Genomic DNA, 13,009 nt, shown 5'->3' on the forward strand with positions numbered 1-13,009 from the left:
ATTGTAACCAATTAGTTACCCGTTGCAACATGTAAGGGGGTTAAACTTTTATGCACGGTTATTGTCATACCTACAAACAAAACAATAACACCACATGAAAAAGATAATTTTAACAGCTGCTATTTTAGTAAGCAGCTTAACTGTAAAAATAGCCAGTGCTCAAATAAGCTTAAATATTAACATTGGCAGTCAGCCCGAGTGGGGGCCTGTAGGTTATGACCATGTAGATTATTATTACCTGCCCGATATTGATGCCTATTACGATATCAATTCCCATCAGTATGTTTATTATGATAACAATGTTTGGGTTCATGGCGCTGTTTTGCCGCCGCGTTTTGGCAGTTTTGATGTTTACCGCAGCTATAAGGTTGTTGTTAATGAGCGTACCCCATGGGTTCGTAACGATGTTTACAAACGCAAATACGCTTCATATCGCGGCCGTCATGACCAGGTTGTAATTCGCGATAGTCATGATGAAAAATACCGTAACCATTATGTTGAACGCAAAACCGTACGCAGGGTTGACGTAAAACACAAATCAAACGGGAATAAACGCGGTCACGATGATCATGGCAAACATGGCAATGGCCACCGCGATTAAGTTTTTGCATAGTTATATTTTTGATTGTTTTTATGAAGGACTGTCCCCTAAAAAGGACGGTCCTTTTTTCTTTAAATCCCCGCTGTATCTTCATGGTGGGGCATAGCCGGCCTTCGGCACAAAAGTTGCCCCCTTATGTCACATTCCGGTTAACTTTATAGTTTACCAGCATAGGTTGAGCTATAAACAAACATTATATTCGTTACTTAGTTAACCGATTTATTGTTAAACGATTTAAATCAAATTACACTATGAAATATCGAATATCCATTTTGGCCCTGCTTGTAACAGCAGTATTAGGCCAAAGCTGTGTAAGCAGCAAAAAGTACAAAGAACTGGATGCTAATTACACCCAATTGCAAAACAGCACCAAAGACCTGAGCATTAAATACCAAACCAGCGAACAGGCCCTTGCCGTAGCACGTAGCCGCAACAAAAGCCTTGAAGAGCAAATTGAGCTGCAAAAAACAAACGTAACCGCTTTGCAGGATGCTTTGAATAAATGTTTAAATTCAAGCAGCCAGGGCAATGTGAACATCTCTAAGCTGGTTGATGAAATTAATGCTTCAAACCGTTACATACAACAGCTGGTTAACGCTAAAAACAAAAGCGACTCGCTTAATATGGTATTAACTAACAACCTTACCCGCTCATTAACTCCGCAGGAAACCCAGGATGTTGATGTAAAGGTGTTGAAGGGAGTGGTTTACATTTCATTATCTGATAACATGCTGTATAAATCGGGCAGTTATGAAATATCTGATAAAGCAGGCGCTACTTTAAGCAAGATAGCTAAGATCATTATGGACTATAGCAATTATGATGTGCTGATTGAAGGTAACACTGATAACGTGCCTATATCACAGAAGAATATCCGCAACAACTGGGACTTAAGTGCTTTACGTGCATCGTCAGTGGTGCAGGCCCTGCAAACCACTTACCAGGTTGACCCTAAACGTTTAACCGCCGGCGGCCGTGGTGAGTATAACCCTATCGCAGATAACTCAACCCCGACAGGTAAAGCGCAAAACAGGCGTACACAAATTATCATAACACCAAAACTGGATCAGTTTATGGACTTGATAGGAAAAGCACCAGCCGATCAGCCTGCTCCGGCTAAACAATAGTTTTAGTTTAGCTGCCATTATTTCAAGCCACCCCAACGGGTGGCTTTTTTTGTGTGCGGTCATTTCTGTATGCTTTTGCAGACAATATTGCAAGAGCTAAATCAGGGCCGGAAGGCTTTTATTTATCATACAATTATTAACCGGATGATAACAAAATACAGTTTTTTTAATTGAAAATATTGCTCATTTAATTAAGACGGAAAATAACTAACACTTGCTGTGCTACAATTAATTGTGCATACTTCATTACACTAAGGTTGCCATTATAATGGCATTTGTTTTGAATAAATGGAGCAACAGATATTAAGACAGGTTAAACCATGGGCTTTAACCATAGTCATATAAATATAACTTATTACACGCGTTATGAAAAAGATGATTTTATCGGCAGTTATATTATTAAGCTGCTTCACTGCAAAAATAGCTTCTGCACAGGTTAGTATTGGTTTAGGGATTAACATAGGCAGCCAGCCTGATTGGGGGCCTGTAGGATACGATTATGTAAACTATTATTACATGCCTGATATTGATGCTTACTACGATGTGCCAACCCATAATTATGTTTACTATGAAAACAACGTATGGGTTCATCGCAGGTATTTACCTGTAAGGTATCGTAACTACAATGTTTACAATGGTTACAAGGTTGTAATAAATGATCGTAACCCATGGATGCGCAATGCATACTACAGGGGTCATTATTCCGGCTATCGCGGTCGTCATGACCAGGTGATTATCCGTAATAGCCGTGATGTAAGGTATGCCAATCACTGGCGCGGCGGCAACCGCGGGTGGCACGGCGGTAACCCAAACAGAGGCGGATGGCATGGCGGCGGTGATCATGGTCACGGTGGTGGCGGACACGGACATGGCCACGGCGGTGGTCACGGGCACCATTAATAAACAACATCATATAACAAAACAGGCTTCCTGAAAAAAGGAGGCCTGTTTTGTTTCCAATGCATATTTGCGGCTAATTAATAAAGTTCATAGAGTCTCAGTTTGAAAGCATATCTACCTTCCAACCTTCAAAGGGTTTGACCGTAGCACAAATAGGACTGCCGTCTTTTGCTGTTCCCGGAAAGCTCGTTGTAAGGCACGCGGCAGAATGATGGCTAAGCTGGGTAATCATGTCCCAGGTTACTCCGGAAAGTGGAATTTTAACTCTGCGGCTCCAACCTCCCACCTGCCCTGCAAATTCGCCAACGTCAATATAAATGAATTGACTTGCAGGCGTTCCCTGTACAAAGGGCCCTGAAAATCGAGGTTCATTAATCTTCTGCGGATCGTTTTTTAATTGGATCGTCAGTCTAAATTGCATATCCAGCCCATCGGATCGTTGTGTTTGAATCGTTTCATATCTGTTTCCGCTACCCTTTTGAATTCCGAAATCTACCCCCGCCGGAGGATTTTGCAGAAGAATACAAAGTTGAATATCCATATACAATTATAATTAAAAGCAATCTTCAAAAGTTTTACCCGCAGCATTTTCTTTTAAACCGAAGCAATACCTTACGTTAGGTATGTAATAAGCGCCCTGCTTTTGCTTATGTTTGTATTTTATCAAATCAATTACTGATGTACACGCTTTCGGAAGAAAACTATTTAAAAGCTATCTATCGCCTTGCATTACAGGGGAAAGATTTTAAAATAACACCCACCGCCATTGCCGAATCACTCAGCAATAACCCGGCCTCGGTGGTAGATATGATCCGTAAGCTTACCGAAAAGCAATTGATAGAATATGATAAAAAGAATGGTGTGAGGTTAACCCCGCAGGGCTTAAAGGATGCTACATTAATTGTACGCCGCCATCGCCTTTGGGAAGTTTTTTTACTGGAGAAATTAGGCTATCACTGGGATGAGATCCATGATATTGCCGAAGAACTGGAACACATCAGCGATGCCACCCTTGCCGACAGGCTGGATAAATTCCTGGGTTTCCCCGAATATGACCCGCATGGCGACCCTATACCTAAGGCTAATGGCAAAATGCCCAAATCCTATTCTGTAAGCCTGTCTGAGCTTAAACCTGGTTCTCAAAGCCATGTTGCCGCTGTGCGCGATACCAGCAGTTCATTTTTGCAATACCTTCAACGGCTTAACATAGGCATAGGCACAAAAATTCAGTTGATTGAAAAAATCCCATACGACCATTCGCTGGTGATAAAAATTGAAAACCGCGAGGATACCACGGTTTCACAAAAGTTTGGCGAAAATATATTAGTAGATTAATTTAGGTTAAAGGTAAAAAGTTCCCTGTCGTCGATTATAAAAACCTTTCACCTTTATCCTTTCGCCTTTAACCTGCTCTTAAGGTTTCCCCGTTACTCTTGATGACTCTGCAAGTTCGCTGTCAACATCTACATCAAAATAGAGGCGATAGATCTCCCATTCATTTTTGGGTTTGTAAAACATAAAAGTGATACGGGCCGGCTGGCTTTCATGTTTAAGCAGATAGCTGTACAATACCAGGCTGTTTGAAGCCTTGCGTTGCATAATGAGGTCTTTGCCAAGATACTTACCAATTATGCTCCGCATGGAATCTATTTTAACAATAAGCCCGGTAAGCCGGGTTGAATCCATCAGCTTATTGGTTTTAAAAATATCAACCACTGCACGGGCTGTGCCTTGCTTGTCGTATTCCTTAAAAAACTTATCAATGTGGGTTTGTACACCGGCCACAGGGGCGGCAGGAGTTGTGGTGGCAGCGGCCGGCTGGGTTTGCGCCAAAGCAACATTGCCGGTGAATACCAGCGCCGATACTATAAAAAATAAGGATTTAAATGCTTTAAAGTAGGTGTAACGCATGTTCAAAAATATTAATTTTTAAAAGTAGGCATTTTTATAAAAATATTTTGGCAGCGGCGTAAATTTTAATAGGGCAGCACAATGGCGGCCTTTTCAAATTCGAGAAAATAATAATCTTCCTTTAGCTTTTTGTCGAGGGTGGTTTTGTTATCACTGAATGAAGGCGGGCCGGATTCAAAATGCCATTGCCCAAGGTAGGTGAGCTTGCTATTATCAACTTTAAAAACAATGCGGTGCAGGTCTTCCCATTTGATAAGTCCGCTGTCGACCTTATTTTTAACGTTAATTTCAAAGTCGAGGCCCCGGAAAACGGGTCTTGTATTATACTCTACTCCATACCATTTGCCTTTTGAGTAGTAAAAATTTACAATTTCGTAAGTGCCCGGTTTTATGAAGAAGCAAAATGGGTTTTCCTTTCTCGTCCTGAGATTTGGTTTCACCTCAAATGAAAACAGCTCATTGGTTTCGAGATTCCTGATCCTGATCGTTTGCTGATAACCGTTTTGCCAAAAAGTGAGGCGTTGGATAAAGCTGCCATAGATAATAGCCTGGTTTTCTTTTAAAATGGTACCGGCATCCACATATTCCAACTGCGTTACTTTGATTTTTTGCCCATAAGCAAACAAGCCTGTTAAAATAAAAATGCATGTAAAAATGCGTTTCATCATGATAAGGTTATAAAGAAAATGAGGTGGATAATATTATCGCTTTTTCAAAAACTCGGTTCTCAATACAATGCTCATACCGTCAACTTTACAGTCAACCTCTTCTTCGTTGTCTGTAAGGCGGATTTTTTTTACCAGTGTGCCTTGTTTAAGCGTAACGCCGCCGCCTTTTACTTTCAGGCTTTTGGTAAGTGTAACCGAATCGCCATCCTTCAGGATATTTCCGTTGCTGTCTTTTACTATTAGTTCGTCCATTAGTGTGTAGGGTAAAATAAAGAGCCCGGTATTTTCATATCGGGCCCAATTAAATATTTTGTTTAGAAACGATTACTTGGTAACGTACATTACTTCTTTAACCGCTTTGATCACCCTTTCAGGGTTTGGCAGGTATTCCTGGATCAAAGTTGGAGCGTATGGAAGCGGAACATCGCCGCCCATGATACGCAGGATAGGCGCATCAAGGTAATCAAAAGCATCTTTTTGTACTTTAAATGCAACCTCGGTGGCAATTGAACCTAAAGGCCAGCTTTCTTCAATAATTACCAAACGGTTTGTTTTCTTTACCGATTCAATAACTGTAGGATAATCGATAGGGCGTACAGTACGCAGGTCGATCACTTCCGCATGGATGCCTTCTTTTTCCAGTTCGGCAGCTGCTGCAACAACCACTTTCATGATCTTGCCGAAGCCTACTAAAGTAACATCGCTGCCTTCTTTAACAACTTTTGCTTTACCCAGCGGGATATAATAAGTTTCTTCAGGAACCTCGCCTTTATCGCCGTACATTAATTCCGACTCCATGAAAATAACCGGATCGGGATCAAGGATAGCTGATTTTAACAGGCCTTTAGCATCGTAAGGGTTTGATGGTACAACCACTTTTAAGCCCGGGCAGTTGGCATACCAGTTTTCAAAGCACTGGCTGTGCTGTGAGCTAAGCATACCTGCATTACCGGTAGGGCCACGGAAAACAATCGGCACCGAAAACTGGCCGCCGCTCATTGACATCATCTTGGCAGCGCCGTTGATGATCTGATCGATAGCTACGAGTGAAAAGTTGAAAGTCATGAACTCGATGACGGGACGTAAGCCGTTCATCGCCGAGCCAATGCCGATACCGGCAAAGCCCAATTCAGAGATGGGCGTATCTATAACACGCTTTGCGCCAAATTCATCCAGCATTCCCTGGCTTACTTTGTACGCGCCGTTATATTCGGCAACCTCTTCACCCATCAGGTATATATTCTCGTCGCTGCGCATTTCTTCGACCATGGCCTCTCTTAGCGCTTCTCTGAATTGTATTTCTCTCATTATAGTAAAATGATGTTTTTTTGCGAACGCAAATATAAACACTAATGTGTTAAATGCAATTAACCGTGGTATTGGTTTGGTTTTTAATACATATATTTTACATTTTCATCATCCTGCAAAGGGGCAAAATCCAAAGCGGAACTTAAAAAACATAAATAAGTACTACATTAGTACCTAAACCTTATTATGCAGATGAAATTCCCGTCGATAAAAAACCTGGCACAAAGCGCAGCAAATACCATCAAACGCTACCCTTTTGAAACATTCTTCGCCTTGGCCGGCACCATAGCTGCTACTGCGAAGATTGAGCTTGATAACCTTAACCGTATAAGTGAAAACTGGTGTATGCGCGCCATCATGATAGCCAACCTTGGTTTTTTGCTAAGCCTTTCGGCTACTTTATATACCCAAAGCAAGGGATGGGAGACAGGAAAAAAAATCCTCGTAAAAATAGTTGCAACCGTGATAGCTATTGCGTTGATCTTTATGATCAATCCACCCGAAAGACAGGCAGATTACACCCGGTTCTTCCTGCTTAGTTTGGCCTTTCACTTAATGGTGGCCTTTGCGGCTTTTACCGGCAAAGGGCAAATACAGGGGTTTTGGCAATTTAATAAAACGCTCTTTTTGCGCATTTTAGCAAGTATGCTATACGGCGTAGTGTTATTTGCCGGCCTGGCTGCTGCAATTGGGGCTACAAACATCCTGTTTAATTTTAAATTTGAATCAGATACCTACCAGGTTTTGTGGGTATGGATCACGGGGATGTTCACTACCCTTTTCTTTTTAGCGGGAGTACCAACAGATACCCCGGCACTTAATGAAGATGCAAGCTATCCTAAAGGGCTCAAGATCTTTACCCAGTATGTGCTTATCCCGCTTTCAACGGTATATTTGATCATTTTACTGGCTTATGAAATCAAGATCCTTATGGAGTGGAAGCTCCCTAAAGGCCTTGTATCAAACCTGATATTAGGTTATGCTGTATTCGGTATTTTATCATTGCTGCTGGTATATCCCATCCGTGAGCAAAATGAAAATAAATGGCTTAAAACCTATACCCGCAATTTTTACTTTTTGCTGATCCCATTGCAAGGGCTGCTGTTTGTGGCAGTAGGTACCCGTGTTTTTAGTTACGGCGTTACCGAGTTCAGATATTTTTTAATCGCGCTTGCTTTATGGCTGCTGTTTGTTTCGATTTATTTTTTATCGTTTAGAAAGCAGAATATTAAGATCATTCCAATCTCACTCTGCATATTAACGCTGTTTAGCATCTACGGTCCGCAAAGCGCGTTTACCATAAGCATGTACTCGCAAAGAAGGATGGTTATTAACTTTTTTAAAAAGCATAATGGATTTAAGGATGGCATACTGATGCCGGTTGATAGCACCAAGATCAGCAAGCGAGAGGGTGGACAAGCTGTTGAACGATTAAGATATTTTGTTTATCAATATGATCTCAATGCCTTACAGCCTTATTTTAAAAGAGACCTTAAGAGAGTTTCCGATTCATTAGGCAAACAAAAAGGAAAGTATACCAACTTAATCGTTGATAGGGACGAGTTACGCGGCTACAAATTTGATTGGGCAAAAAGGCAGCTGGGCTTACATCATTTTGAAATATACTATGCTTATGGCGATACAACTGACACGGAAAAATCCCGGACAGAACAATACTTTTTTTATAAAAAAGATAACATCACTGTTGTTAAGGATTACGATGTCATGTTGGATGATTACGCATCGTCAGATAGTATAGTCAGTAACTATAATGGTTTAAAGATTATGCAAACCAACATTAACCGGAAAAGTTACATTCTAAAAATCAATGATGAAACATTACGTTTTGAGCCGAATCAGATCATAAATAAGATGTTTGCGGATACCATTAAAATGGCGATTTACAGTCAAAAGGAAAATGATATACCTTACATGCACCATGAATATGCTTTCCCTGCCAATTTTATGCAAATCACCAATGAAACCCCAGGATATAAGGTTACTTTAATATTTGAAAGGATAGATTTTGAACGGAAAGCAAACGGATTACCTGTGATTAACTCGACCAATGGTAAGTATCTGATCAAAATAAAATAAACAGCAGGTTTATATCTTTATCCGGATATTGATCTTATCCAACAGCCCCGTAAGCCATACCATTACAAAGGCAAATACAATACATTTAATAAGGCCCCCGGTGCCCTGGCTCAGGTATTCGGGGTAGCCTATCCTGCTCATTTCATATATAGGATAAAACAAAAAAGGCACTATGTAGCAGGTAAAGGTATTGGTGCCCGCAGGCTCTATCACCTTAAACCAGTTGTATTTGTTTTTAACATCAACCAGGAAAATAAAGAAAGCATATACCACCAAACTAATGCCGGTACAAATGAGCACCCATGAAGGGGTGTCGCGTTCTTTGGAGATGCCTCCGCTAAAATAGCGTACTATAAAGCCCAGGTTAAACAAAATTATCGCAATGAGGATCATGGCCACCCAAAGCATCTTCATTTCGTTATTGGCCTTAAGGCGCATGTACAACACCGAAATAAATACCCCCGCCATGGTGAACGACTGCATAGCGCCGTTACCCGCTATCCAGATATAGCCCTGTAGCTTATCGATAAAATCAAGAAAGCCGAAGTGCACATCCAGGTTAAAGAATATGAAAAACATCCAGGCCGCCAACTGCACCCATAAATGCCCGTCGGAGTAGTAATAGATAAGCGCGCAAAGCATGTACGACCAGCCTATCAGGCCTAAAATACCCCACCAGGTAAAGTGCAGCCAGGTATGCCCGGGGTCGCTGGTACGGTATAGCAATGCCATGCCGGCAAGTAACAATATGCCGAAGCCCTGCAGCAAATAACGTTTAGTTGGTGACGTGTCTTTGCCGTAATCTAAAAAAATGAAGAAGAAACTGAATGTAACCAGGCTTTCCCAAACGGGTTTGGGTAACAGGGTGGCAGCTTCATTATAGGTTTCCATGTTGGCATGGAAAAAACCTATAAAAATGAGCGCGAACGAGCGGCTCACTATCCGCGATAGTAGTTTGAAATTATCGCCCTGCTTTAACCTGTTTTGAAAAGCGAAGGGAATTGAAAGCCCCACTATAAACAAAAATGCCGGAAAAATAGTATCGGCCAAACCCAGCGCATCAACATTTGAGCCTGCGTGTTTAAGCCATGTTGGGGTATTCGGAATGCCATCCAGGTCATTCACAAATATCATGAGGAACATTGTTACAGCGCGGAATGCATCTATTGAACGTATGCGGCTAAGAAAATTATTCATTCAGTCATGTAAATGCAACAAGCGGCGTAAATGTTTTAATTTAACGGTAATTAAATTGAAACATTACTATTACACGGCTTTTTTTAATCCCTGTCGCGGCTTAGCTTGCTGAATAAAAGCGGATTTTCATTAAGTTCGAGCCCTTCCCTGCGATTCTTTACAATGTGGATAGCCGTAAACAGCGCTTCGCGGAAAGAGATCTCCGAAGCCTGGTTTTTACCTGCTATGTCGTACGCAGTGCCATGATCGGGCGAAGTGCGTACAAAGTTTAAACCGGCTGTAAAGTTAACTCCCGTTTCAAAGGCGATCTGTTTAAAAGGGATCAGGCCCTGGTCGTGATACATGGCCAGTACAGCATCAAACTGCAGGTAAGTACCGTTGGCAAAAAAACCATCAGCCGAGTACGGGCCAAATGCCAGGATATTGTTTGAGCGGGCTTCTTCAATAGCAGGCATAATGATATCTTTTTCCTCGCTGCCGATAAGCCCGTTATCTCCGGCGTGGGGGTTTAGCCCCAATACGGCAATTTTTGGCTTGCGCACCCAGAAATCATTTTGCAAACTGTGGTTCATCAGTTTCAGCTTAGCCAATATTTTTTCGGCGGTAATGCTTTCGGCAATTTTTGATACAGGGATATGGCCTGTAACCACGCCAACACGTAAAGTATCGCTCACTAAAAACATCAGCGATTCGGCAGCGCCATCATATTGCTGCAAGTATTCGGTATGGCCTGGGAAGTGAAACTGCTCACTTTGGATATTGTCTTTATTGATAGGAGCGGTAACCAATGCGTCGATATAACCTTCTTTCAGATCATAAACGGCACGCTCCAATGATTTGAAGGCATACTTGCCACCCGCTTCAGTAACCTGTCCTATATCGATCTTTACATCCTCTTCCCAGCAGTTGATCATGTTAGGTTTGCGGAAATGGGTTTGCGAAGGATCATTGATCACCAAAAAATTAAGCTCATTAACCTGGGTTGCACGGCGGTGGAACGAAGCCACCTTAGTATGCCCGTAAACAATAGGCGTACAATAATCATAAATCTTGCTATCGGCCAAAGTTTTAATAATTATTTCCAAACCGATGCCGTTTACATCGCCAATGCTGATCCCAATTTTTAATTTATCGCTCATTTTTTTATGTGGATTTCACCGATTAAATTATGATTTCACCGATTTTTAAGCAGTGATTTCAGTGTATTTAACAGTGATGATTATTAATGGTTTATAAAAGCTTAACCAACCTTTTGCCTTTTACCATTCGCCTTTAACCTTTAATGGTTTATAAAAGCTTAGTGCTTAAGGCAAACCTTTTACCCTTAACCTTTCGCCTTTAACCTATCTTTGCACCTGCAAATAAAAGATTTTAAGCTTATAGTTCCTGATAAAAGCACAAATATGATTTAATTTGCTCAAATATTTGATTAATAATGACATTGGTAAGGGCAAAAAAACATTTAGGGCAACATTTTCTTACTGATAAAAACATAGCAGCAAAGATAGTTGACAGCCTGAAACCCGAAGGGCGTTTCGGTCATGTGCTTGAGGTAGGGCCGGGCATGGGTGTACTGTCTGACTTCCTGCTGCAAAAAACCGAATACGAAACATCACTTATTGATATCGATACTGAATCGTACGATTTTCTGAAAAAGAAATACCCGCAATTAGGTACCCGCCTTATCAATGCCGATTTTTTGGAGCTTGATTTTAAAAGTATTTTCCCCGAAAGCTTTGCCATTATCGGTAATTTTCCTTACAATATCTCATCGCAGATCCTGTTTAAAGTGCTTGATAACCGACAGCAGGTGGTTGAGGTAGTGGGCATGTTCCAGAAGGAAGTAGCCGAACGCTGTGCCGCCAAACCAGGCAGCAAGGAGTATGGTATACTCAGCGTGTTTTTACAGGCCTATTATAAAGTGGAGTATTTATTTACGGTGAAGGCCGGTGTGTTTAATCCGCCGCCAAAGGTGCTTTCGGCAGTGATCAGGCTTACTCGTAACGATAAGCAAACACTTGATTGCGACGAGAAACTGTTTTGGCAGATAGTAAAAGCCGGTTTTAATCAGCGCCGCAAAACCCTGCGTAATGCCATATCATCGCTCATTAACAAAGAAAAATTGACTGATGAGCCTGTTCTCGATCTGCGTGCGGAAAGATTGAGCGTGGAGGATTTTGTAAAACTTACTAACGCAGTTTCGGCAAGCAGGTAGGTAATTAACGTTAGCCCCTTTAAATTTCCCGCAGAAAGGAAGACTCACAATGACACCTCTATGTTTTTTACCTGCCGCTAAAGCCTGCAACTGCTGCTAACTAAAATCAATGCTTATTCCCAAACCCAAACTCCCTGTATGAATTTGGCACATCATCGGTATTGCTGAAGGCAAAGGTGAAAGTAGTGCTCCAGTTTTCATAATCGGCCTTTTTATCCTGCGATGGTTCAACATGGGTTGAGCTGATCATATATACCCCCTCGCGGCTCAGTTTAAAAAACACCAAACCGTTGCTGTCGCTCAATAATTTTTGCGGAACGATAGTGCCGTTCAAAGTACGCACATACTGGATCACCACGGCATCCTTTATAGGTTTACCTTTAAAAAGCACCTGGGCGGTAACATCGTCACCGTAGCTTGATTTATATGGGTTTTGCTGTATCACAATCTCATATTCCTCGCCCAGCGGTTTATCAAAGTCCTTGCCGTTAGCTTTATCAACAGAAATAAGCGTTTTGCTTGACTGGTGATACTTTTCAACAAAGTATTGCTGGCTGCTGGCCCGGGCTTCTTCGGCCATTTTATCAAGTCCTTCGCTTTCAAGCGCCCTGATAAATTTATTCCTTTCCGATTCTGTTTCATCTTCCCTTACCAGTTCAAAAAGCGCAAGCCCGGAGTTTTGCAGCTCATAAGTAAGCAGGCTGCTATCGGCAGCGTTACCGACTTTTGAAAGATCTGTTTTTTTGGAGCCCTCGTAAACCATAAATTTAGTTGCCTTTGCAGCGGCATACTTAAATTCATTTTCGGGTTTAAACTCGTTGCCACTCAATAAGTGCAGGTTAAGCTTATCGCCTTTGTGAACGTAAAAATTATGTGGCAATAAGAAAAAATCCTGCGAGCTGGCCGCAAAGCCGATCATGAGCAGTAGTATAATGATGAAAATGGAGGTGCGCTTCATAGTTTTTGGATAGTATCACCAAACATA

Annotated in this window: 14 protein-coding genes; 6 read left to right on the forward strand and 8 right to left on the reverse strand. The window is 41.6% G+C overall.

Annotated features, from left to right (window positions below; all coding sequences use genetic code 11):
• The first annotated feature begins 94 nt into the window (after window positions 1-94).
• The 3 genes from SNE26_RS25550 (at window position 95) to SNE26_RS25560 (ending at window position 2,628) form a co-directional block, all read left to right on the forward strand.
• Window positions 95-601: a hypothetical protein gene (locus tag SNE26_RS25550; protein WP_321556679.1), complete on the forward strand. Its 507-nt coding sequence runs from the start codon at window positions 95-97 to the stop codon at window positions 599-601.
• A gap of 251 nt (window positions 602-852) precedes the next feature.
• Entirely contained in the window at window positions 853-1,728 is an 876-nt protein-coding gene (locus tag SNE26_RS25555) for a flagellar motor protein MotB (protein WP_321556680.1), read from the forward strand.
• 366 nt (window positions 1,729-2,094) lie between these two features.
• Window positions 2,095-2,628, forward strand: a complete 534-nt coding sequence (locus tag SNE26_RS25560; protein WP_321556681.1) for a hypothetical protein — start codon at window positions 2,095-2,097, stop codon at window positions 2,626-2,628.
• A 97-nt stretch (window positions 2,629-2,725) separates the two neighbouring features.
• Here the strand turns inward: SNE26_RS25560 and SNE26_RS25565 are convergent, their stop codons facing one another.
• Window positions 2,726-3,169, reverse strand: coding sequence for a DUF5990 family protein (locus tag SNE26_RS25565; protein ID WP_321556682.1), 444 nt, complete (start codon window positions 3,167-3,169; stop codon window positions 2,726-2,728).
• 137 nt (window positions 3,170-3,306) lie between these two features.
• Here SNE26_RS25565 and SNE26_RS25570 point away from each other — a divergent pair, with 137 nt between their 5' ends.
• Entirely contained in the window at window positions 3,307-3,963 is a 657-nt protein-coding gene (locus tag SNE26_RS25570; RefSeq protein WP_321556683.1) for a metal-dependent transcriptional regulator, read from the forward strand.
• A 78-nt stretch (window positions 3,964-4,041) separates the two neighbouring features.
• On the opposite strand, the gene SNE26_RS25575 is transcribed toward SNE26_RS25570, so the two are convergent.
• From SNE26_RS25575 to SNE26_RS25590, 4 genes are all read right to left on the reverse strand, one after another.
• Window positions 4,042-4,539: a hypothetical protein gene (locus tag SNE26_RS25575; protein ID WP_321556684.1), complete on the reverse strand. Its 498-nt coding sequence runs from the start codon at window positions 4,537-4,539 to the stop codon at window positions 4,042-4,044.
• A gap of 65 nt (window positions 4,540-4,604) precedes the next feature.
• A complete protein-coding gene (locus SNE26_RS25580) occupies window positions 4,605-5,207 on the reverse strand; it encodes a hypothetical protein (RefSeq protein WP_321556685.1) in 603 nt (200 codons plus the stop codon).
• Window positions 5,208-5,240: 33 nt separating this feature from the next.
• Window positions 5,241-5,459, reverse strand: coding sequence for a zinc ribbon domain-containing protein YjdM (locus SNE26_RS25585; protein ID WP_321556686.1), 219 nt, complete (start codon window positions 5,457-5,459; stop codon window positions 5,241-5,243).
• Between the two features lie 72 nt (window positions 5,460-5,531).
• Window positions 5,532-6,515 (reverse strand): pyruvate dehydrogenase complex E1 component subunit beta, encoded by a 984-nt coding sequence (locus SNE26_RS25590; RefSeq protein WP_321556687.1) that lies wholly within the window; start codon window positions 6,513-6,515, stop codon window positions 5,532-5,534.
• 186 nt (window positions 6,516-6,701) lie between these two features.
• Between SNE26_RS25590 and SNE26_RS25595 the strand changes: the two genes are divergently transcribed.
• Window positions 6,702-8,612, forward strand: a complete 1,911-nt coding sequence (locus SNE26_RS25595) for a DUF4153 domain-containing protein (RefSeq protein WP_321556688.1) — start codon at window positions 6,702-6,704, stop codon at window positions 8,610-8,612.
• 9 nt (window positions 8,613-8,621) lie between these two features.
• On the opposite strand, the gene SNE26_RS25600 is transcribed toward SNE26_RS25595, so the two are convergent.
• The gene (locus SNE26_RS25600) at window positions 8,622-9,809 is read right to left on the reverse strand and encodes a DUF5009 domain-containing protein (RefSeq protein ID WP_321556689.1); all 1,188 of its coding nucleotides are present in this window, start codon (window positions 9,807-9,809) and stop codon (window positions 8,622-8,624) included.
• 83 nt (window positions 9,810-9,892) lie between these two features.
• Window positions 9,893-10,948, reverse strand: a complete 1,056-nt coding sequence (pdxA, locus tag SNE26_RS25605; protein ID WP_321556690.1) for a 4-hydroxythreonine-4-phosphate dehydrogenase PdxA — start codon at window positions 10,946-10,948, stop codon at window positions 9,893-9,895.
• A 296-nt stretch (window positions 10,949-11,244) separates the two neighbouring features.
• Here pdxA and rsmA point away from each other — a divergent pair, with 296 nt between their 5' ends.
• Entirely contained in the window at window positions 11,245-12,024 is a 780-nt protein-coding gene (gene rsmA / locus SNE26_RS25610) for a 16S rRNA (adenine(1518)-N(6)/adenine(1519)-N(6))-dimethyltransferase RsmA (protein WP_321556691.1), read from the forward strand.
• A 106-nt stretch (window positions 12,025-12,130) separates the two neighbouring features.
• On the opposite strand, the gene SNE26_RS25615 is transcribed toward rsmA, so the two are convergent.
• The gene (locus SNE26_RS25615; RefSeq protein WP_321556692.1) at window positions 12,131-12,982 is read right to left on the reverse strand and encodes a DUF4198 domain-containing protein; all 852 of its coding nucleotides are present in this window, start codon (window positions 12,980-12,982) and stop codon (window positions 12,131-12,133) included.
• Window positions 12,983-13,009: the final 27 nt, after the last annotated feature.

Origin of the sequence: Mucilaginibacter sp. cycad4 (genome assembly GCF_034263275.1) — a bacterium.
Classification (GTDB): Bacteria; Bacteroidota; Bacteroidia; order Sphingobacteriales; family Sphingobacteriaceae; genus Mucilaginibacter.